Below are 23112 nucleotides of genomic sequence, written 5' to 3' on the forward strand. Positions count from 1 at the left end.
CCGTCAATTAAAATTACATTCCACGAGACCTAGGATCCAATACATCTCGTAACCACTCTCCTAAAAAAATAATACCGAGAACGGTTAACGTAATTGCGATACCTGGGAAGGTTGATAGCCACCAGCTAGTAGCAATATACTCTCTTCCTTCGCTTAACATAATTCCCCATGAAATGGTAGGGGGTTGGATACCTAAACCTAGGAAACTTAAAGATGACTCAGTGATAATCGAAGCAGCAACACTTAAGGTTGAAATAACAATCACAGAGGAGATCACGTTCGGAAAGATGTGTCGCGTAATAATCTTTAAATTTGATACACCTATTGTTCTTGCGGCTTTCACATATTCCCGTTCCCTTATACTTAAGGTCTCCCCACGGACTAACCTTGCATACATTACCCAACTCGTAACACCTATTACAAAAATTAAAGTAAATAAACCAGGGTTTAAAACTGTTAGAAATACTAAGCAAAATAATATCGTTGGAACTGATAAAAACGAATCTACTAATCTCATCACAACAGTATCAATGAAACCACCATAGTAACCTGCTATCAGGCCAAACACGACTCCAATGAATCCTGCAACGACTACTGAAAGTATTCCTACAATAATAGATATTCGAGAACCATAGATAAGACGGCTTAAAATATCACGCCCAAGATTATCTGTTCCAAGGATATGATTACTTGTACCCCCATCGATCCATACTGGAGGTATCAACATCTGAGCAGCATTGATTTTATATGGATCATATGGTGCTAAAAGTGGTGCAAGCATTGCTATAAAACATATACTCAAAACAAGAACAAAGCCTACAATTCCAGTTTTACTTTTGATCAACTTCTTGATATATGTCCTATATTTATTGTTTTTCATTGATTTTTTTACTTTTTTATCTACATGATAAGGAGATAGTTCTGCATTATTAGCCTCCATCTACTCCTCCCCCTTTAATTAAATTTAATTCTTGGGTCTAAAATCCGATAAAGTACATCTGTAAGTAAATTAATTAATATGATCATCAGTGCAGTCACAAAAACTGCCGCTTGAATAATAGGTAAATCCTTTTCATAGACTGCCTGAATTATCAATTGTCCTAGACCAGGCCACGCAAAAATCATTTCTGTTATTAATGAACCACCAACCAAGGCGGCTGCCTGAAGAAAAGTTATGGTTATTACCGGTACTAATGAATTTCTAAATGCATGTTTGAAAATAACTATAAAACTAGTTAGACCTTTACTACGAGCCGTCCTAATGAAGTCTTGGCTCATGATCTCTAGCATGTTTGACCGAACAAGTCTCGTGATTTCAGCAGACATTGCAGTGCCTAAAGTAATCGAAGGTAATACAAGATGCCACCAAGTTCCAGTACCTGAGACTGGCAGGATATGAAGGTTGACTGCAAAAATTAGGATTAACATAATCCCTAACCAAAAGTTCGGAATCGCTTTTCCTAAAACGGAAAACCCAGTCGCAAACAAGTCGATGAATGTATTTGGTTTAATTGCGGACCAAATTCCAAGTGGAATTGCAATAATAATCGCAACAATCATCGAAGCAGTCGCTAATTCAAGAGTTGCGGGAAGTCTTTCCAAAACAAGTGACAATGCAGGCTCCCCATATTGATAAGAATCACCAAAATCACCACGTAACAGATCCATAATGTAATTTCCGAACTGAATATAAAATGGTTGATCAAACCCAAGGGCGTGTCGTAGTTGTTGGATCTCCTGTGGTGTTGCATCAGCAGGTAACATCATTAGGACAGGATCACCTGCAATATAAACAAGGCCAAAGATCATAAGTGTAATAATAAAAATAACTGGTGGAACTTGTAGTAATCGACGTATAAAATATTTCCACACCTTTACCCTCTCCAATTGAAAGAATTAATTATCATTACCAAAAAGATAAATTAAATGAAAAGAAGAGAAGAGAGAGGAGAAATAAATCTCCTCTTAACTCACTTCTTCTCAATGTCCGGGACATAAATGAGTTCATCAATCCTTGGTTGAAACTTAACATTTTCACTAAGCCCATAAAATTGATCGAGTTGGAACAAAGGTAAAATCGGTTTCTCTTTGTTTGCTATTTCCTGAACACGTGTGTACATTTCGATACGTTCCTTCTCATTTGTGGATGTCGCAGCTTTATTCAATAACCGATCAATTTCTTTATTACTATAGCCATTAATAGTTTTAGCCCGTTCTGAACTGTAGTAATCTAGGGATTGTCCAGCGTCAAAGAATGAAGCGCCTAGAGCAATTAAATAACCATCTTTAAACTTTCCTTGTTCCCTTAGTTCTACAAATGGTCCCCATTTTAAGATGTTCATATCAGTCTTAATTCCGACTTTTTCTAACATTCCAGCGATTAATTGTAGTAATTCACGATCCTGTAAATACCTTCCTGATGGACCCGCAAGTTGTATCGATAACCCATCTTTAAATCCAGCTTCAGTCAATAATTTCTTTGCCTTTTCAACGTCATAGTTATATTTACCGTATAACTCTTCATTTGCTCCTAAATTACCAGGGTTCACACGAGTAAGTGATGGTGTTCCTCCACCGCTCAATAAGTTTTCGACAAGAGCCTTATCGTTAATTGCATAATCAATAGCCTCACGAACCTTTAGATCAGCAGTCGGCCAACCTTCTTGTGTTCTTAAAAAAAGCAAATACGTACGATTAGATGGTCCATTCACAACTTCACTATTCTTAGAATCTTTTATACGATCCCAGTCACTTGGGGGGATATTGGCTGCAATATCTACATTGCCTGCGAGAAGCTCGGCCACACGTGTAGAATCCTCAGGTATGGCTTTAAAAACTACTTTACCCCAATCAGTTACTTTCTTTCCAAAATATTCATCGTACGGTTCCAAAACGACGCGGTTATCCTTTTTCCATTCAACAAACTTTAGCGGACCAGAACCAATTGGATTTTTCTTGAAGTGGTCCCATCCATTCTCCTTAATATAATCCTTAGGCAAGATTCCAGAAGCTTGTCTTGAAATTCTGCTCAATAGCATTGGATCTGGTTCACTAGTAATAATCTGAAGCTTTAAGTCATCTAAGACTTTAACTTCTTTTATATTACTGTAATCACTATGGCTTCTCAGGCTTTTATCTTTTGCAACTCTTTCAAATGTAAACTTAACATCTTCGGCTGTTAATTCTTCCCCATTATGAAATTTCACTCCTTGTTCAAGTTCAAATTCATAAGTTGTATCATTGGTTTTCTTCCAGCTTTTTGCTAAGTGAGGTTTAATTTCGCCATCCTGATTCCTCATTAATAAATAATCGAACACATTAGCATGAACCACTTCTGTAGATGTCGTCGTATGATTATGAATATCCCATGTCATAAGGTCTGGTCCTAAGGAAATCGTTAATGTTTTGTCATCCTTTGATGATGTTTGTGATTTTGTGGTTGCGGTACAACCAGCTAAAATAAGTACAAAGGACAAGAGTACAAAAAAAAGAGAAGTAAATTTGAATTTCATAAAAATCCCTCCAATTTAAATATGGCCACTAATTTGCTGTTGAAAGTTTCTCATTCGTTGATATTTGTGAGCGTTTTACTGAATCAAATTCACTTTTAACTTTATATAACAAGTCGGGTGAATTAATTAAATCGAAACAAGAACCTGATAAGGTTTTAGCAGCAGATATAATGGCATCATAGCCTTCCTCACTTTTAGACGCTTTTACCCATTCCATCGTATGGTTCGATGTTCCATATGGGACAAATGCCATTCTAATACAAGAACCAGGTACACGATGTGTAACAATGCTAAAATCAGTAGAACCAGTTTTTTCTCGAGGAGGGGTTATATTTTTTGCACCAGATAAATAAGCATTGTCCAATAAAATTTCGTTAAGACTTTGTACGTTCAATTTATTTTCGAGAGACTTATGCTTATGAATCTTTAGTTCGGTTCCCGTTGCAATTGCTGCACCCTTTACAACATTTAATGCACGTTCAACAACTTGATTTAAATAGTTGCGATCAGCAGCTCGGATTGAGAACTTTGCAGCAGCTCTCTTCGGAACAATATTAGGTGCTTTTCCACCATCTGAAATAATTCCATGAATTCGTACATCAGAGCGAACATGCTCCCTTAAATATTCCATTCCGTTAAAGGTCATTAGTACTCCGTCCAATGCACTTATCCCTTGCTCAGGTGCAACCGCTGCATGTGATTCCTTCCCGTAAAACTCAAATTCAAATGAATCTGCTGCTAATGATTTTCCATCAACAGTTGTTCTGTCTCCTCCATGCATCATTAAAGCCACATCAAGATGATCAAAATAACCCTGCTTAGTCATTGGGATTTTACCGCTTGTTGATTCTTCTGCAGGGGTACCTATTACTTGAATTGTGGCAGGTAGATCTCTTAATTGTTTTGACAATGCAACTGCAGCGCCAATAACAGCTGCAGATTGTAGATTATGTCCACAGCCATGCCCTAGGTCTTTTAATGCATCATATTCACATAATAATCCAATTGTAGGACCGCCCGATCCGTTTTTATAGGTAGCAATAAATGCAGTGTCTAATCCAGCAATCTCTTTCTCAATTTCAAAATTGTACTCTCTTAGCGTACTTGTTATTTTTTCTACTGCTTTGTATTCTTGGTTACCTAATTCAGGATTATCGTATATATAATCACTGACATTGCACAAAACTTCTCGTAAGCTGTCTACAATCGAAAATAACTTTTTCTTTTTATCCATCAACATGAACACTCCAATACATTCTAGTACCAAGATGGTAACGTTTTCATTTAAGTAATAATTATCCGGATAACTGTTCTACTACTTAAATCGTAAAGTACAACTGTTAATTAGTAAAATTGAAAAAATTTAGACAACTCATAAAATATTTTTATGACCATAGTAATAATCTCGCGATAACGCTACGAATATATACTAATAGTTTATCAGTTTTGAATTTATCAAACGTTTGAATAAGGTATACATATAGTGGGGCTCGGAATAAACTAGAAGATTTTCTTACTAGCATTCATTTTTACACAAATTTTAAGAGCATCACTAGGTTCTCGCGGAACTCGGTATCTCGCCTGTTTTACTAAGTCTTGCAATATGTGCTGGTGCAATTGGATTGTCCTTACCGAACGACTCTGGATTCTGGGTGCTTAACAGACTTGGTAATCTTACAATCCCTCAAACCATGAAAACATGGACACTTGGAGGATTCGTGACTGGATTGACGGCGCTTGCAGTTGTATATGTCTGTTCTTGTTGTCACCAGTACTGCCAGGAATATAAGAAAAGTGGAAGCGCCCGATGTATTAAAGTAACACTTAAAATGAACATAATAAAACGCTATGTCTTTCAAAAACCCTGGCGTTCACATAACAGGGGTTTATTATTGTGGTTCGGTTTGGGAAGTCCACGCTGGTACATCTACACTAAGGGGTATCGCTGACTTTTAACACTTTTGTGGGCTAAGTCTGAATGTCTTTACCGAACACAGGTACAAGGTTAAAACATAACTTTAAAGAACTCTTTTGCCAATAACGCTTAACGTACGCGATAACGGGGTTTTTTCTATGCGATTTTGCTTAGCTTAGGGCTTCTTCATCCTGGTATCCTGGAACAAATTTCTATGCATAAAGTGGTAGATTATGCAAATTTTCATAGAAAACGCATCTTGTAAGCAAAGGATATGTGTTCGTAGAAGGGTGAAATCATTGGCATGAAAATTGCAATAGTTTTGTTCGAAGAAATGATTTCAAAAAAGGGGGTCTTGTGAGACTTGGATCTGGAAGATTCGTGTACTTCTGCCGTTTTCCAAAATAGTACCGATTTTGAAATGAAAGTACTAAATTAGAGGAGTGAATGTATGAATTGCATCAATCCCAAGATGACGTTTTTGACAGCCATTATTTTGTCGGTATTGCTACTACTATCGGGTTGTACCGAACAAACTGAAGTGACTGATGACAAAGCTAAGGAAGAGTCTGACGAAAAGGCCACGCTTATTCTTAAAAACGGAAGTGTATATACCATGGAAGATGATCAGCCCTCCGCTGAAGCGGTGGCCGTCAAGGATAGTGAAATCATCTTTGTTGGTAATAACACCGATGTGGAAAAATATGTAGGCGACGAGACTCAGGTAATTGATCTGGAAGGGAAGATGGTTTCCCCTGGCTTTATGGATGGACACACCCATCCTCCGGGCCAATGGACGACTAAGCTTTTTCAAGTAGACCTTACAAATCTTAAAAGTCATGAAGAATACATTCAGGCTGTCGCTGACTTTAGGAAGGATAATCCTGATGCGAAAATAATCACTGGCCGTGGTTGGAAAAATGGACCGTATGAACAAACGGATGGTACAAACCCCGGTCCAAAGAAAGAGGATCTGGATGCCGTGGTTTCCGACATTCCAGTAATTCTTAACTCCATTGATGGCCACTCCGTATGGGTAAACTCCAAAGCACTTGAAATGGCCGGGATAAACGAAAATACAGAGGTTCCAAAAGGCGGCATGATCGAACAAAACCCGGACGGCTCCCCCCGCGGTGTTTTACGTGAAGGTGCAACTGACCTGCTCGCCGATGTACAAGCTTTGTTTAACCTAACTAAGGAGCAATATAAACAGGCTTTCTTAAAATATCAAGAAGAAGCAAACAGCTTTGGTATAACGGGTATTCTGAACATGTCTGGCAGTACTGAGAACATGGAAATACTGCATGAGTTGGAAGAGGACGGGCAATTAACCATGCGGGTTGCGAATGCCATTAAATTCGACCCAGGTACAGAGCCAGATGAAGCGGTTAAAACGATACTTGATGCTCATAAAAAGTACAATTCGGATTGGCTTCAAATTAATACTGCCAAACTATTTGCAGATGGTGTAACGGAAGGCAAAACCGCCCTTTTCCTTGAACCTTATACTGAGAACGCAGGAATGGGTGGGCACCATCATGGTGAAGCGAGTTGGAAAGTTGAAGCTTTCAATAAAATGGTTTCCTCGCTAGACAAAGAGGGCATACAGTTGCATATTCATGCAATCGGTGATGGAGCTGTTAACACGGGTCTCAATGCCTTTGAGGATGCCCGAAAAGCTAATGGAGAACGTGATTCTCGTCATACCATTACACACATCTCCGCTATCCAAGATAAAGATATCACACGTATGGCCGAAATGGATGTCATTGCAAGTATGCAGCCCTTCTGGTTTTACAAGGATCAGTATTATAAATTGGAGAAAGCAATGGTCGGTAAGGACCGTGCACTGGAAATGTATCCGGCCCGGAAGATGTGGGATGCGGGTGTAACGATTGCTAGTAGCAGCGACTATCCTCCAACCCCTGACTACCGCCCACTTAACGGTATAGAGATTGGAGTCACTCGAAATAGTCCTTATCCGGAAGAACAGGACACCAATATGGTTCGCAATGCAGCTTATGCGCTAACAGTTGAGGAAATGCTTCAGTCGTTCACAAAGAATGTTGCTTACCAATTGTTCCGCGAAGATGATTTGGGATCCATTAAGGTTGGCAAGAAAGCTGACATCGTCGTTCTTGGTCAAGACATCACCAAATCCGATCCTAAAGACATCTCTGAAACTAAGGTGGCCTACACTATTGTTGATGGGAAGATTGTTTATGAAGGGGAATAACATCAAACATTAATGTTCTGGTTATATTGATATATTAGACCGCTAACAATTTTTGTTAGCGGTCAAAAAACGTTGAAAAATTTAGAAAATTTAAATGGTTTTGTTGAAATACAAAAGTGTTTACGTTTATAATAGTAAAAACATCAAATATTATAATATTATATTATTTATTAAGAAAAAGAGAAAGATCCTTTTAAAAGTGCGTATAAACTAAGTTTCTTTCCAGAACGGTGATACATAAAAGTTCTGTTTATTATTTTCTAGGAAGCGTTAATTTTTGTCCTAAAGATTATAATATTATAATTTTTTTCCACTTTATTGTAGTGGAGTAGCTTGCCATTATCCGTTAAATTGAATTATACAATTTAGTGTTACGTATCATGATAAAAATCACATTTTATTAAACAGCTAGTTTTTTCTCACCAAGAGATGAATATGGAAAGGAAAGTGAACACAAATGAAGGTAATTATTGTAGGTTCAGGGATTGTTGGATCAAGTGCTGCATACCATTTAGCAAGAAAAGGTGCTGAAGTTATTATTGTTGACAAGTTTCATCAAGGTCAAGCTACTGCTGCTGGAGCAGGAATTGTATGCCCATGGATTTCAAAGGTGGAGAATCCGGATTGGTATGCATTGGCAAATAGAGGTGCCGGCTATTATCCAACACTGATTACTGATCTAAAAGAAGATGGTGAAAGTGGTGTAGGTTATAGTCTTGTAGGTGCAATAGCAGTGAGTAATGATCCTAATGAATTAAATGATATTGAACAAAAGGTAAGAAGAAATAAAGAAGATAGGAAAGAAGTTGGAGAAATAAGTCGGTTAACTTCTAAGGAAGCACAAACCCTTTTTCCTCCATTACGGGATGATTTAGAAGCTGTACATGTGACAGGAGGAGCCAGAGTGGATGGCAGACTTCTAACAAATGCTTTATTAAGAGCTGCTGAAAAGCATGGAGCGATTCTCCATACAGGTGAAGCTAGTATTATCGTCACTAACAATAAAGTAACTGGTATCCAATTGAATGGTGATGTTATTTCCGCAGATTCGATCATTGTTACGGCAGGTGCATGGTCAAAACAATTACTTTCCCCATTAGGAATCGACCTTCAAGTAGAGCCGCAGCGTGGACAAATTGCCCATCTTAAACTACAAGATGATCAAGATACTTCCAAATGGCCTGTCGTTCTTCCACAAAGTAGTCATTATCTTGTGAGTTTTGATGATTCACGTGTCGTAGTTGGAGCAACGAGAGAAACAGGTTCAGGATTCGACTACCGAGTAACTGCAGCTGGTATAAAGGAAATAATGGAAGAGGCTCTATTAGTGGCGCCGGGATTATCTGACAGTACATTACATGATGTGAGAATTGGTTTTAGACCTGCAGGACCAGATATTTTACCATTGTTAGGGACAATTTCTTCGTTGGATGGATTGGTGATTGCCACTGGACTTGGAGCATCCGGATTGACACTCGGGCCATATGTAGGATTACTGGCAGGTGATCTTGCATTAGGTGAAGAAATTGAACTCGACCTTACTCCTTATAACCCTCTTAGAGATACACTTGTAAGATAAACGATTTAAATATAATTATTTTGTTAGTAATCTGTTATCAAAAGGAGATTTGAAATGAAATTCGGAAAATTTATCAGTGGTACAAAGAAATTCCAAGGAGTTGTAGTTGATCAACTTATTAAAGAGATTGAGGGTGATATATTTGGTGAGTGGGAGTATACCGGACAATCTTTTTCCCTAAAGGAAGTAAAGTGTCTTTCTCCTTTAGAGCCAAATAATATTATCGGAATCGGTGCAAATTATGTCTCGGAAATTGAGGACCTTCCTTCTGTACCACCAAAAATGCCAGTCTTTTTCTTTAAACCGACCTCATCAGTCATCGGACATGAGGAAAGCATTGTTATTCCTCATGGGATTGAGAAAATAAAGTTCGAATCAGAATTAGCGGTTGTTATTGGGAAAGAAACAAAAAATGTGTCAGAGGAGTCTGCTCTCGATTATATCTTCGGTTATACAATTGGTAATGACGTAACCGCCCCTCAATTTTTCCATGAGGACGGTCACTGGACAATCGGAAAGTCTTTTGACACATTCACCCCACTCGGTCCTTTTATTGAAACGGATCTTGTTCCCTCTAAAGTAAAAATAGAGGCAAGGCTTAATGATGTTGAAAAGCAAAATAGTTCAACAGAACTTATGATCGTTTCCATTCAGAAAATGATTTCTTTTCTTTCAAAAGTTATGACACTTAAACCAGGAGACGTCATTTTGACCGGAAGCCCAATTGGAGCAGAGATGGTTGGTGAAGGAGACTTCATTGAATGTGAAATTAAAGAAATCGGGATTTTGACAAATCGATTTGTAACAACAAAAGAAGCGGTTGAAGTCAACTGAAAATTTTATTGATACTAGTAAAAAGTAAAATTAATTGCTTCTTACTCTAGATAATTATTTAAGGAGGAATGTTTCATGAAAGATTACATAAAAGTAGGTAATCTTCAAATAGCTCCAGTTTTATATGAATTTATTAATAATGAAGCGATCCCAGGAAGCGGGTTGTCGAGCAAAAAATTCTGGAATGATCTAGGAATAATCGTCCAAGGGCTTTCTCCAAAGAACAAAGAATTGTTAGGCAAAAGGGTTAAGTTTCAAAAAAAGATAAATGAATGGCATAAAGAGAATAAAGAGAATTTTGAACTTGAAAATTATAAATCATTTTTAAAGGACATCAACTATTTAGAAACGGAAGTAGAAGAGTTTAAGATTACTACAGAAAACGTAGATGATGAAATAGCAGTCCAGGCGGGTCCACAGTTAGTAGTGCCTGTTAATAATGCAAGGTATGCAATTAACGCTGCAAACGCACGCTGGGGAAGTTTATATGATGCACTTTACGGAACAGATGTAATTAGTGAAGAAGGCGGCGCAGAACAGAAAGGATTCTACAATCCGATTCGTGGCGAGAAAGTTATTACCTATGCCAAAGAGTTTCTAGATCAAGCCATACCATTAGCACAAGCAAAACATGAAGAAATAGAGGCATATACTCTTGTCGATGGGAAATTGTCTGTTGCTTTAAGTAGCGGTGAGACGACCGGGTTAAAAGATGATTCGCAGTTAGTCGGTTACCAAGGAAACCAAAAACAACCCAAGGCAGTTTTGTTAAAAAATAATGGGATCCATTTAGAAATTCAACTTGATCGTAACCATCTGATAGGACAATCAGATAAGGCTGGAATAAAAGACATTCTCATAGAATCGGCTTTGACTGCAATTATGGACTTTGAGGACTCCGTTGCAGCGGTTGATACCGAAGACAAGGTGCTTGTATATCGAAACTTTTTAGGCCTGATAAGAGGCGATTTATCAACTTCATTTACAAAAGGTAATACAACAGTTATAAGGACTCTTAATCCCGATCGAACGTATACTTCTCCTAATGGTGAGACATTCTCCTTGCCTGGACGATCCCTCATGTTTGCTCGAAACGTTGGACATTTAATGACAAGTAATACACTGCTAGATCAGGAGGATAAGGAGGTTCCAGAAGGTATATTAGATACAGTTATAACTGGACTTCTTGCTAAACATGATGTAATAGGAAATGGCCGATATAAAAATTCCCATAAAGGTTCAGCCTACATCGTTAAGCCAAAGATGCATGGATCAGAAGAAGTGGCTTTTGCCAATGAGCTATTTAATCGAACAGAAGACATACTTGGTCTGGAACGAAATACGCTTAAGATTGGTGTAATGGATGAAGAACGCAGAACCACTTTAAACTTAAAAGCTTGTATTAATGAAGTAAAAGAGAGAATTGTCTTTATAAATACTGGGTTTTTAGACAGAACTGGGGACGAGATCCATACGTCTATGGAAGCAGGTCCTATGATTCGTAAAAATGAGATGAAGGCTTCTAATTGGTTGCAGGCCTATGAAAAGTCAAATGTAAATATAGGATTGGATAGTGGCTTACAGGGGCGGGCTCAGATAGGTAAAGGAATGTGGGCAATGCCGGACTTGATGGCCGACATGGTGAATCAAAAAGTCAGCCAACTTTTAGCAGGAGCGAACACGGCTTGGGTGCCTTCACCTACTGCTGCTACCTTGCATGCTTTACATTATCATAAGGTTGATATAACGAAGGTTCAAAAAGGGCTAACGGAAATTTCTAATGACTACTCCGATGAAATCCTGCAAATACCGGTAATAGTTAATCCGAATTGGAGTCCCGAAAAAGTCCAGGAAGAGCTAGATAACAATTCACAGGGTATTCTTGGATATGTCGTTCGTTGGGTCGAACAAGGAATTGGTTGTTCTAAAGTACCGGATATTAACAACGTAAACCTTATGGAGGACCGTGCTACATTGCGTATTTCTAGTCAACACATGGCTAACTGGCTTCGTCACGGAATATGTACAAATGAACAAGTAATGGAGACTTTGAAACGCATGGCGGTAGTAGTGGATGATCAAAATGCTGGAGATCCTGAGTATCGACCAATGGGGGATAACTTTGACAATTCCCTTGCATTCCAAGCTGCGTGTGAATTAGTTTTCGAGGGTATCGACCAACCAAGTGGCTATACAGAACCGATTTTACACCGCCGTCGACTTGAAGCGAAGTCTAAGGTGCTTTCTCCGTAATACTATCAATCAATTAGTTAAAGATTCTGAAAAAAATTGACTTTAGCCAGAAAGTTCTATATATTCATCAGTGAAAAGTTATAACATTATACTAATGAATTAGAGGAGAAGCTTATGGACTTAGATAAGGAATTACCAATACCTTTATATCATCAAATAAAATTTTATTTAGAAGAAAAGATTAACTCTGGTCAATGGGAACCAGGCTATCAGTTGCCAACTGAAAAAGAACTCTCCCTGCAATTTAAAGTAAGTAATATCACGATCAAAAGAGCTATTCATGATCTTGTTAACAAAGGACTTCTTTATCGACAAAGAGGAAAAGGGACCTTTGTTTCTAAAAAAGAAGATAAAGACATTTATGGATTAGTCACTTTTCGAAACGAATCGGAAGACAACGCAAATCATCCTCATAAAACGTTAAGCTTTAAGAAGGAACTAGCGGGACCCACTTTGGCAAAAAAAATGAATCTTGATCAATATGATAAGGTGTATACAATTCATCGTTTAAAAATAGAAGGTGATTTACCAATTGGCATTGAATATTCTCATATTCCTGAGGCTCTTTGCCCCGATCTTACTGAAACAATGATTGAAGATGAATTGTTATACAACATTTTTCAAAATAACTATCAGTTGAAGTTTGAAAGAGCAAAAATTTACTTTTCTACGACATTAGCAAATGATTTCGAATCGGATCTTATGCAGATTGATAAAGGATCGCAGCTATTCATTTTGGAAAGATATACTTACACCGATGAACGAGACGTGCTTGAATATTCAAAATTTATTGTGAGGCAAGACAAGGCAAACTACTTCATAGAAGTCCAGTTGTAATTTCTATCTCCTTCTAATGAACAACATTGTTGGTCTATATTGTATTAAGACATAACTTCGAGATAATGGTGGAGTTGCGTTATCTCAAGTTGTGGAATATCGACCACAACCGTATTGTAGAGATGGGGATAAATAGTCGAACCATGATTGTAAATAATGCTTAGTAATATGTTTAAATTATATTGACAAATAATTCTGAATAATGGTAGTATTACATACAATATAATAATATAACTTTAATGTACGAAAGTAAAAATTCAACAGTATTTATGAATGATGTAAAAGTTGCATAGTTTATAGTTCTTTTAAATAAGTGTTTTTAATTAAATTATAATATTATAACTTTTGTGCTTTATTGTAAGAAAGAATATATGATATTCAATTTATAGGAAGGAGGAATTCTTAAGGAAGTTGTTTAGCTCGACCATGATCAGCTTCATAAATCTAAAATGTAGGGGGAATTAGTGGTGAAAGTTAGGGTAGGTATGATTTCTTTTATTGCATTATTTATATTTTTGACGGGATGTAGTGGCAGTGAGGAGACAGGTGGTAAAGCCTCCAATAATGGAAAGACATTAGTAATTGCAGCATATGGTGGCAGTTACGAACAAGGTTTGAAAGAATCGATTATCCCTGAATTCGAAAAAGAACATGGTGTAAACGTGAAGTACATTACTGGTAGTTCAGTCGATACACTGTCAAAATTACAGGCTCAAAAGGATAATCCCCAAATTGACGTTGCCTTTTTAGATGATGGCCCTCAAGCTCAGGCTAATTCATTCGGACTATTGGCCCCTCTAGATGAAAAAATTGTAACCAACTTGAAAAACGTTTATGACATTGCTAAATACGAAGAAAATGTTGGGGTTGGATTAGGAATCATTTCAACTGGACTCGCTTACAATGCTGAAACGTTTGAAGAAAATGGATGGGATCCGCCAACATCTTGGAACGATCTGGCAGACCCTAAGTTCGAAGGAAAACTAGTTTTGCCCTCTATTACAAATACTTATGGTGTCCACTTACTCGTAATGGCTGCTAGAGCGAATGGTGGAGATGAATCTAATATTGAGCCTGGCTTCGATAAGATGAAAGAAATCGCAAAAAATGCGGTTACTTTCGATAAAACAGCTGACGTTTCTAACTACTTTTTACAAGGACAAACTGTAGCATCAGCTTGGGGAAGCAGCCGAGTGTATACCTTGCAAGACTCTGGATTTCCAATCAAATATGTTTATCCTGAGGAAGGTGCAGTCGCGTTAATATCTACTGCAAACCTGGTTAAGGACGCCCCAAACTCTGAATTAGGACAAAAGTTTATCAATTTTCTATTGACTGAAAAAGTTCAGAAAACTCTCTCGGAAAGGATATTTAATGGTCCGGTTAATAAAAACGTAGAGTTGGATAGTGAACTAGCCAAAAAGGTTGTATATGGTCAAGAAAATGTGGACCGACTTATAAAAGTAGACTGGTCAGTGATAAATGAAAAGCGTTCAGAATGGACAGAGCGGTTTAGTAAAGAAATTGTAAGTCAGTAATTAGGGGGTGGGAAAATGGCATATTTACAGCTAAAAGGTGTTGTGAAAAAGTTCAACCAAGTTGATGTTGTAAAACGACTTTCTTTGGACATTAAAAAAGGAGAGCTTATCTCATTTTTAGGTCCTTCCGGTTGTGGGAAAACAACCACATTGAATATGATTGCCGGATTCTTGGATGTAGATGGGGGCGCAATTGAGGTGGAAGGGAAACCTGTTCACCTCCTCCCACCTCATAAACGAAATATGGGCATGGTATTCCAGAATTATGCGCTATTCCCCCACATGACTGTATTTGAAAATGCAAGCTATGGATTAAAGTTAAGGAAGGTCACAAAGTCAGAAATCCACCAAAGAGTACAAGAGGCTTTAGAAATGGTAAACCTTGAAGGGTATGAAAAAAGGTACCCTAAAGAACTATCTGGGGGTCAGCAACAGAGAGTAGCACTGGCGAGGGCCCTTGTTATCCGGCCCCTCGTCCTGTTATTAGATGAACCATTGAGTAACTTGGATGCCAAACTACGTCAAAAAATGAGAGAAGAGATTGTTGAAATTCAAAAGAGGGTTGGGATAACTACCATATTTGTTACACATGACCAAGAGGAGGCACTGGCAATTTCTGACCGGATTGCTGTCATGAATAAAGGGAAAATTGAACAAATCGACACACCGGAAAACATTTACAACAACCCTCAAAGTGCTTTTGTTTCCCAATTTATTGGTGAAGTAAATCAATTAGAAGGAACCGTTCTTGAAACAAACGGTCATGCATCAAATATTAGGGTACTAGGTTCTTCGTTCTCTCTTCCTGAAGTGAATATAGGGAAGGGATCTAATATTACATTGTTTATTCGACCTGAGAGAATCCGAATATCAAAAACTATAAGGGAAGACCAGATTTGTTATGAATCCACGCTAGAGAGAAAAATGTTTTTAGGATCAAAAACGCGTTATATTTTAAAGGTTGAAAACGCTCGTCTCATTGCAGATATAGGAAATAGCGAACTTGACCCAGCAACCTTAAAGGAAGGAAGCACAGTTTACGCGACTTGGTACTCTAATGATCTATTTACTTCAAGTAAGGAGGTCGTCAGTTGAGTTCTAAAATAATGACTCAAAAAAATGTACCCCTTACAACAAGTGACACTGGGAAAATAAGAAAAAAAAGAAGAGATATTCTTTTATTACTTCTACCAACATTAGTTATCTTTATTTTCTTTTTCTTAATTCCTTTACTATTTCTATTTATTAATAGTTTTAAAACATTTGATCCGATTCTTGGAATTGGAGAATCTTGGACACTTGAACATTATAAAAAGTTTCTTTCAGATACCTTTTATTTAAATGTCCTTTGGAGAACGATCAAAATTGGTTTAATTACAACATTTATCTCTATTTTGATTTCATACCCAGTAGCCTATTATATCTCTCATTCGTCAGGGAGAAAAAGAAACTACTTAACATTATTGATTCTCTCACCTTTATTAATTAGCATGGTTATCCGGTGTTATGGATGGGTCATTCTATTGTCTAAGAATGGTTTAATAAATGATACACTTCTCCGTTTAGGGATTGTTGATAAACCACTTACCATACTTTATACAGAATTCAGTGTCATTCTTGGAATGATACATGTCTTGTTTCCATATATGGTTTTGAGTATTGTTGGTTCCTTAGAACGAATTGACTCCTCTATCATCAACGCATCTAGAAATCTAGGAGCCAATCCATTTAAAACCTTCTTTGCAATTACGTTGCCACTTAGTTTACCAGGAATTTTCGCAGGTTCTGTCATGGTGTTTAGTTTAACTGCAAGTTCATTTGTAACACCAGCTATTTTGGGAGGACCACAGGTGAAAGTAATGTCTTATCTTACTTATGAGCAAGTGGCCGTTATTTTAAACTGGCCGTTGGGTGCTGCCATTGGTTTTATACTTGTCCTGATATCTACTATTACCATTGTAGTATACAGTAAGTTATTAACAGCATCTAAAAAAGGGGTGGCAATTCAATGAGCAAGAAATGGCCAAAAGCCCTATTGAATTTGTATGTTTGGCTTGTTTTTATTTTCTTGATGGCTCCAGTTATTGTTATTTTACTTTCCTCTTTAACAAAGACGGAATATATCGTTTTTCCTCCAAAAGGAATAACGTTCCGCTGGTACAGTGAATTATTGAATCATCCAGAATTTATTCAATCATTTTGGTTAAGTGTGTCTGTCGCTCTTGGAACAGCCATACTCTCCACATTAATCGGCACGTTAGCATCGATTGCGGTTGTCCGATATGAATTTAAAGGAAAAGAAGCTGTCATTCAATTAACAGGTTCTCCACTGCTTATCCCTTCCGTTGTACTTGGGGTTGCATTATTGCAGTTTTATTCTTGGATTGGGTTGTCTACCAGTCCTCTTGCATTGGTTATAGGACATATCATTATTACAATTCCGTTTGTAATGAGACTAGTGGTGGCAAGTCTGGTTGGATTTAACCGATCCATCGAATATGCTGCAATGAATTTAGGCGCTACACCGATAAAAGCCTTTTTCCACATTACCCTGCCAGTCATCAGATCAGGCGTGCTCGCTGGAGGAATTTTTGCGTTTATCACTTCATTCGATGATTTAACAGTTGCCTTGTTTATTGTTAGTACAGATGTGGTGACATTGCCTGTACGTATTTTCACCTATATGCAATATCAATATGATCCGATTATAACTTCCGTATCCAGTGTCATGATTGTATTAACCGTAGTATTGATGCTCGTTATTGAAAAAGTTCTTGGCGTTGGAAAGTTATTTGCAGTTAATAAGAAATAGGAGGAGAAGTAGGGATGGAGATAACCAATCATCCGACTTTAGGCAAACAAATAGATGAAGAGGTAACTTTCACGTTTGAAGGGATGCCATTAACTGTACAAAAAGGCAAAACCGTGGCAGCAGCTTTAATGACTCATCGTGTTCGAAAGCTTGGTGTTAGTCGTAAATTAATTCAACCCCGTGGTTTATTTTGCGCGAATGGACGGTGTTGCAGTTGTTTTATGACGATAGATGGTAAGGAACACGTACGGTCTTGCATGACTTTAGTTCAGAATGGGATGAATGTGCTACAAAATAACAGTGATCCGAACGTAAGGAAATGATAAATATGGAGACAGACGTTTTAATTATAGGTGGTGGGCCAGCGGGGTTATCTGCAGCCTATGAGACCGCTTCAAGAGGTTTAAATGTCACTATAATAGAAGAGACATGGTATTTAGGAGGACAGCTCGTCCAACAAACCCAATCATTTGAGGATATGCCTAATCACTATCGCCAATTATGCGGATTTGAAATAGCTGAAAATCTGATTAAAAAAGTAGAACCTTTTGGAATACACGTATTAACGGATCATACACTTATTGGTTTATATGAAAATGGAGAAATGGGAATTAGTAATGACCGAGATGTATTTCCAGTTAAAGCATCAAAGATCATTATGGCGACTGGTGCAGCTGAAATAGCCGTTCCTTTCCCAAAATGGACTTTACCTGGAATTATGACTGCGGGGGCTGCGCAGATTTTGATTAATAGGGATAGAGTGTTACCAGGGACAAAGACGATATTGATTGGTTCTAGTAGTTTTGCCTTTGAACTCGCGAAGCAATTACATGAAGTAGGCATCGAAGTAAAGGGAATCGTTGAACAACAATCAGATATTGTTCTACAAAACAATTGTTTAATAGATGAAATTGAAAAGTTGAACATCCCCATTTTAAAGAATACTAAAGTGATTGAGGCAGAAGGAAAAGGCCAGGTAGAAACATTGGTTATAGAATCTAATCAAGGTCCACAACGGATTGATGTTGATTTTGTCTGCCTTGATGGGGGAAGAAATCCAATTTTAGAGGCATTTTTAATTGCTAACTGTTCCCTTTCTTATAGGAAAATATTAGGGGGGTGGGTGCCTGATTATGATTTGAACTTTGAAACGAGTAGCGAAGGAGTTTATGTGGCCGGAAATAGTACAGGAATAACATCCAAGGCAGCTATCTTTTTAACGGGTTCACTATCTGGTATCAGTGTTTGTGAATCTTTAGGAAAAATTAATTCTACTGAAGCTTCTCAAATGAAAAATCTCTTTTGGGAAGAACTTTATCAAGTTGAACAACAGGTTAACCTGGAAGGATGGAATTCTAGATTGAAACACATCGAGGGGTATATGGGGCCCAACTCACACCAATCATTATCCGGGATAGGGAGGAAGATAAATGGATAACACAACTATCATTTGTCGTTGTGAGGAAATTAATCAAGAAGAGATTGAAGAAGCCATTCAGATCGGAGCGGAAACATTTGATGATATTAAAAGATTGACTCGATGCGGTATGGGTCCCTGTCAATCTAAGATTTGCATGAATTTAGTAAGTAGTATTATAAGCGAAAAAACATCTCATCCTCTTTCCCAAGTTCCTGTTCCTCGTTTGCGTATTCCTTTAAGGCCAATTCAAATTAGCACACTTGCAACTGGGAGCTCAAATTTTAGTTCAGTTAAGTCTGTTATGGATGAAGTTGAACTTGATGAAAGACGGTGACAAAAGTGAATACTTCTTACGAGACGATTATTGTTGGTGGAGGTGTTATTGGAAACAGTATCGCTTTCCATCTTTCGGAACGAGATCAAGAAGGGATTTTAGTAATTGATAAAAACTTTCCCTTATCAGGAACTTCAGGTTCTACACAGGCTTGGGTTTGGGTACACAATAAAACACCAGCATCTTATGCAGAATTTAGTATGTACAGTGCTGAATTGTATCCTTATTTATCTCGGAAGATAGGGGACGTAGAATATAAAAGAACGGGTGGACTTTCGCCATTTTTTACCGAAAAAGATTTGGAGAAAGCACATAAACTTGCACAAAAGTATTCTGAATTAGGAATAAAAATAAAAGTGCTTAATAAAGAAGAAGTATTAGCAAAGGAACCGTCCTTAAGTCCTGATGTAGTAGGAGCTACGTTTAGTAAAGTTGATGGTAATATCAATCCGTTTCGTCTGGTCGATCTGTTAATAAGAGCTTCTAAAAAGCAGGGAGTCGCTTATTCTTATTACAACCGTGTCTTGGATATTGAGCGAACAGAAAATGCATTTATCGTTCATACGCAAAAGGAAACCTATCTTTGTAAAAAATTAATCTTAGCTGGAGGAGCATGGTCGAAAGAACTTGGCTCCTACTTAGGAATACATGTCCCTGTTAAACAAGTAAGAGGGCAAATTATGGTGACAGAACCGCTTGCGCCATTACTTAATTATACGATAAGTGGTATGCGTCAAGCTATTAACGGAGAAGTATTAATTGGTTATTCAATGGAAGAGGTTGGGTTTGATCGAAGAGGAACGTTAGATGTTATTCAAGAAACGGCAAACATGGCTATAAGGTATGTTCCGAGTCTTGCAAATGCAAATGTTGTACGGTGTTTTTCAGGTATAAGAGCAATGCCAAAGGACGGATATCCCATTATAGGTCATGTTCCTGGAGTTCAAAATTTATATGTTGCTGCTATGCACAGCGGCATCACTTTAGCCCCGCTTATTGGTACTCTAATGACGGAATTAATTTTAGATGGTGAGACATCGATTCCAATTGATGATTACTCCATAACAAGATTTCAAGAGCCAGTAGGACAGCTATAAATAGTGTTTTGTTATCAGGAATCTTAGGGAACAAAAATGTCACTTAGCACAACTTGGTGCGGGTGACATTTTTTACACGTATAGAAAGTATAAAAATACTTTCTATAGTATAAGCGCAACTACGGCGATCACCTGCGCTAAGGCTTGGTGCTAGCCAAGTTTTCTTTAAAATAAAAAGAATGATAGTAAAGAGGCCATGACAAGTTAATGCTTGATTAAGGCTCTTAACCCCTACTCATCATCCCGCAAATAATACAATCCAAACTCCAAATCCGCTTTCAAATGTTCCACAATAAGCTTCTCAGCTCGTTCAGTATCTCTTTCTTTTATAGTCGTAACAATCTCTTTATGCTCATCGATCAAACCTGGACTTTTAAAATATATGAAATTTATAAGCGCTAGAAAGCTAGTAAATGAGAAGTCTAAGGTAGTATAATTTAAACAACAATATTTCTCATTTAGTATTCTAGTGCTTTGTATGTAGATACTACAATGGGGACATAGGAGGAAAACAATGACTAATATAACTGCAGAAAAAATTAAGAAGAGTGCATTAACTCTTTTTGTTGAATACGGGTATGAGGGAGCTTCTCTTACTGACATTGGGGAAGAAGTGGGAATAAAAAAGCAGTCGATATACGGACATTTTAAAAGTAAAGATGACCTGTTTTTACAAGTCATGAACCAAGTGATCCAGGAAGAAATTTTAGAGTTGAGTGATTACTTTTACCAACAAAAAAATGAGTCACTTTATAACCTATTGTATAATTTTATACTTCATTTAAAAGAAAGATATATATCTAATGGAGAAAGGAATATGAAATTTTTGCTTAAAATGATGTTTACACCGCCAAACCATTTACAAGAAACTGTTATTTCAAGAGTTTTTACTTATTATAAAAAGTTACGTGAATATGTAGAGGAAGTGTTTGTTTCCCATGAAGAAATTTTAATTATAGATGCAGAGAAGGGAACTATTTCTTTTTTGAATTTTATAGATGGACTGCTTGTAGAACTAGTTTATACCAATATTGAAAGCTTCGAAGAAAGATTTAATGCATCCTGGGAGGTTTATTGGCGGGGAATAAAAAAATAGAAAAGTCTCCATAAAGTAGTTTAGACATATTTAAGTAACAGAGTAATAAAGTAATAATTATTTATTCAACATAGGTACGGAAATAAAAAGGTATAAATATTTCATTGAAAGTATTCGGAAAATTGTGTACAATTAAAACTGACGAACGTTCGTCAGGTAAACGAGGTACAAAATTATTAAAAAAGGAGAAATGAAAAATGAAAGAACAATTCGTGGAGAAAACAAACCACCCTGATTATTTGAAGAAACTAGATAAGGCACATTATTTTCATCCAACAACCCCATTAAAATTGCATCAGCAAAATGGCCCTGGGTTAATTATTAAAAAAGGTAAAGGTATTAATGTAACGGATGTGTATGATGATGTTTATATTGATGGAGTCTCTTCCCTATGGAATGTAAATATAGGATATGGGCGCCAGGAAATGGCTGAGGCAGCTAAGCAACAAATCATGAGACTATCTTACGGTTCTTCATTTTACAATAACTCTAACGATAAGGTTATACAGCTCTCGGAGAAACTTGCAGAGCTAACACCCGGTGACCTCGATGTAAGCTTTTTTACTTCTGGTGGATCAGAATCCAATGAAACTGCATTCAAAATTGTACGTCATTACTGGAAACTAAAAGGTAAACCGGAACGGACAAAAATCATTGCCCTTGATTTAAGCTATCACGGGGTAACTATGGGGGCAACGAGCGCAACAGGTGTACGCGAATTTGATAATATGATTACTTCTTCAGCTCCAGGATTTTTGCACGCAAAACCCTTTCTCACAGCTTGCGAAAAAGGAGACAAGTCCCAGCCTGATTATGAAAGCAGTATCAGAGGCATTGTCGAAAAAGAAGATCCAGAAACAGTAGCAGCAGTCATTCTAGAACCCATTCAAGGTGTAGGGGGAGTAAACATACCACCTGAAGGATATCTAAAGGCTGTACGTGAATTGTGTGACGAATACGGAATTTATATGGTTGCAGACGAAGTAATCTGTGGTTTTGGTAGAACAGGAAAAATGTTTGGGGTAGATAATTGGGAAGTCGTTCCTGACTTAATGTCAGTAGCAAAAGGAATAACAAGTGGATATATGCAGTTGGGTGCAGTCCTTCTTAAAACAGAACTTAGGGATGAACTAGCAGAAATGTCAGATGACGTATTTTTCCATGGATTTACCTACAGTGGACACCCGACCGCCTGCGCTGTTGCATTAAAAAATCTAGAGATTATAGAAAATGAGCAGCTTGTCAATAATTCCAAGAACATGGGGGATGAATTGTTCAAGGGCTTAAAGTATCTCGAAGAACAACATCAGGTAACAGCAAAATCCAGAACATCAGGTTTACTAGGGGCAATTGAACTGTTTGCAGATCGTGACAACGGTAAAGCATTTGATCCATCCTTGCATGCTGCACAGCAAGTTGTAGAAGAATGTTTAAGCCGAAATCTTCTTTTAAGACCTCTTTCTTTTGGAGGAATGAACGCTGTTGCCCTTGCCCCTCCTTTAATAGTTAATAAGGGGGATATCGAAACAATAGTTGAAAGACTTTCTGATGCTATTAAAGCATTTGAAAACAAAGCGTTATAGAATAGAAGAATTTCCTAATATTATGGAATAAATAAAACCCGTTCTATTTATTGGAAGCGTTGTTAC

20 protein-coding genes are annotated in these 23112 nt (G+C 37.4%); 16 read left to right on the forward strand and 4 right to left on the reverse strand.

The annotated features are described in order from the left end of the window. Positions 1-13 precede the first annotated feature (13 nt). The 4 genes from NON16_RS04200 to NON16_RS04215 all read right to left on the reverse strand — a co-directional run bounded on the left by NON16_RS04200 (position 14) and on the right by NON16_RS04215 (position 4746). Positions 14-880 carry an ABC transporter permease gene (locus NON16_RS04200; RefSeq protein ID WP_372508744.1) on the reverse strand — a complete coding sequence of 289 codons (867 nt, stop codon included), beginning with the start codon at positions 878-880 and terminating at the stop codon, positions 14-16. A 74-nt stretch (positions 881-954) separates the two neighbouring features. After that, on the reverse strand, positions 955-1872 hold the full coding sequence (locus tag NON16_RS04205) for an ABC transporter permease (protein WP_257347353.1): 918 nt from the start codon (positions 1870-1872) through the stop codon (positions 955-957). Between the two features lie 98 nt (positions 1873-1970). Beyond that, positions 1971-3512, reverse strand: coding sequence for an ABC transporter substrate-binding protein (locus NON16_RS04210; RefSeq protein WP_257347354.1), 1542 nt, complete (start codon positions 3510-3512; stop codon positions 1971-1973). A 28-nt stretch (positions 3513-3540) separates the two neighbouring features. Then, positions 3541-4746 (reverse strand): M20 family metallopeptidase, encoded by a 1206-nt coding sequence (locus NON16_RS04215; protein ID WP_257347355.1) that lies wholly within the window; start codon positions 4744-4746, stop codon positions 3541-3543. Positions 4747-5134: 388 nt separating this feature from the next. Between NON16_RS04215 and NON16_RS25435 the strand changes: the two genes are divergently transcribed. The 16 genes from NON16_RS25435 (at position 5135) to NON16_RS04295 (ending at position 23046) form a co-directional block, all read left to right on the forward strand. Further along, positions 5135-5461, forward strand: a complete 327-nt coding sequence (locus tag NON16_RS25435) for a GntT/GntP/DsdX family permease (protein WP_308216581.1) — start codon at positions 5135-5137, stop codon at positions 5459-5461. Positions 5462-5899: 438 nt separating this feature from the next. Next, the gene (locus NON16_RS04225; RefSeq protein WP_257347356.1) at positions 5900-7663 is read left to right on the forward strand and encodes an amidohydrolase; all 1764 of its coding nucleotides are present in this window, start codon (positions 5900-5902) and stop codon (positions 7661-7663) included. Between the two features lie 457 nt (positions 7664-8120). Next, the gene (locus tag NON16_RS04230) at positions 8121-9242 is read left to right on the forward strand and encodes an NAD(P)/FAD-dependent oxidoreductase (protein ID WP_257347357.1); all 1122 of its coding nucleotides are present in this window, start codon (positions 8121-8123) and stop codon (positions 9240-9242) included. A gap of 54 nt (positions 9243-9296) precedes the next feature. Then, positions 9297-10076: a fumarylacetoacetate hydrolase family protein gene (locus tag NON16_RS04235; protein WP_257347358.1), complete on the forward strand. Its 780-nt coding sequence runs from the start codon at positions 9297-9299 to the stop codon at positions 10074-10076. A 75-nt stretch (positions 10077-10151) separates the two neighbouring features. Next, positions 10152-12329, forward strand: coding sequence for a malate synthase G (locus NON16_RS04240; RefSeq protein WP_257347359.1), 2178 nt, complete (start codon positions 10152-10154; stop codon positions 12327-12329). A gap of 114 nt (positions 12330-12443) precedes the next feature. Continuing rightward, positions 12444-13166, forward strand: coding sequence for a GntR family transcriptional regulator (locus NON16_RS04245; RefSeq protein ID WP_257347360.1), 723 nt, complete (start codon positions 12444-12446; stop codon positions 13164-13166). A gap of 485 nt (positions 13167-13651) precedes the next feature. Next, positions 13652-14704 carry an ABC transporter substrate-binding protein gene (locus tag NON16_RS04250; RefSeq protein WP_486660014.1) on the forward strand — a complete coding sequence of 351 codons (1053 nt, stop codon included), beginning with the start codon at positions 13652-13654 and terminating at the stop codon, positions 14702-14704. 15 nt (positions 14705-14719) lie between these two features. Continuing rightward, positions 14720-15799, forward strand: coding sequence for an ABC transporter ATP-binding protein (locus NON16_RS04255; RefSeq protein ID WP_257347362.1), 1080 nt, complete (start codon positions 14720-14722; stop codon positions 15797-15799). After that, complete coding sequence (locus NON16_RS04260; RefSeq protein ID WP_257347363.1) at positions 15796-16716, forward strand: ABC transporter permease; 921 nt, start codon at positions 15796-15798, stop codon at positions 16714-16716. The genes NON16_RS04255 and NON16_RS04260 overlap by 4 nt, the downstream gene beginning before the upstream one ends. After that, positions 16713-17516, forward strand: a complete 804-nt coding sequence (locus NON16_RS04265) for an ABC transporter permease (protein WP_257347364.1) — start codon at positions 16713-16715, stop codon at positions 17514-17516. The genes NON16_RS04260 and NON16_RS04265 overlap by 4 nt, the downstream gene beginning before the upstream one ends. 14 nt (positions 17517-17530) lie before the next feature. After that, positions 17531-17839, forward strand: a complete 309-nt coding sequence (locus NON16_RS04270; protein ID WP_257347365.1) for a (2Fe-2S)-binding protein — start codon at positions 17531-17533, stop codon at positions 17837-17839. 5 nt (positions 17840-17844) lie between these two features. Continuing rightward, complete coding sequence (locus NON16_RS04275) at positions 17845-18954, forward strand: NAD(P)/FAD-dependent oxidoreductase (protein WP_257347366.1); 1110 nt, start codon at positions 17845-17847, stop codon at positions 18952-18954. Then, positions 18947-19270, forward strand: coding sequence for a (2Fe-2S)-binding protein (locus tag NON16_RS04280; RefSeq protein WP_257347367.1), 324 nt, complete (start codon positions 18947-18949; stop codon positions 19268-19270). The genes NON16_RS04275 and NON16_RS04280 overlap by 8 nt, the downstream gene beginning before the upstream one ends. 5 nt (positions 19271-19275) lie before the next feature. Beyond that, positions 19276-20367 (forward strand): NAD(P)/FAD-dependent oxidoreductase, encoded by a 1092-nt coding sequence (locus NON16_RS04285; protein ID WP_257347479.1) that lies wholly within the window; start codon positions 19276-19278, stop codon positions 20365-20367. Between the two features lie 514 nt (positions 20368-20881). Then, the gene (locus NON16_RS04290) at positions 20882-21463 is read left to right on the forward strand and encodes a TetR/AcrR family transcriptional regulator (protein ID WP_257347368.1); all 582 of its coding nucleotides are present in this window, start codon (positions 20882-20884) and stop codon (positions 21461-21463) included. A gap of 197 nt (positions 21464-21660) precedes the next feature. Beyond that, positions 21661-23046 (forward strand): aminotransferase family protein, encoded by a 1386-nt coding sequence (locus NON16_RS04295; RefSeq protein ID WP_257347369.1) that lies wholly within the window; start codon positions 21661-21663, stop codon positions 23044-23046. The last annotated feature ends 66 nt before the right edge of the window (positions 23047-23112 follow it).

The sequence above is a fragment of the Pseudalkalibacillus decolorationis genome, assembly GCF_024609785.1.
GTDB lineage: Bacteria > Bacillota > Bacilli > Bacillales > Fictibacillaceae > Pseudalkalibacillus > Pseudalkalibacillus decolorationis.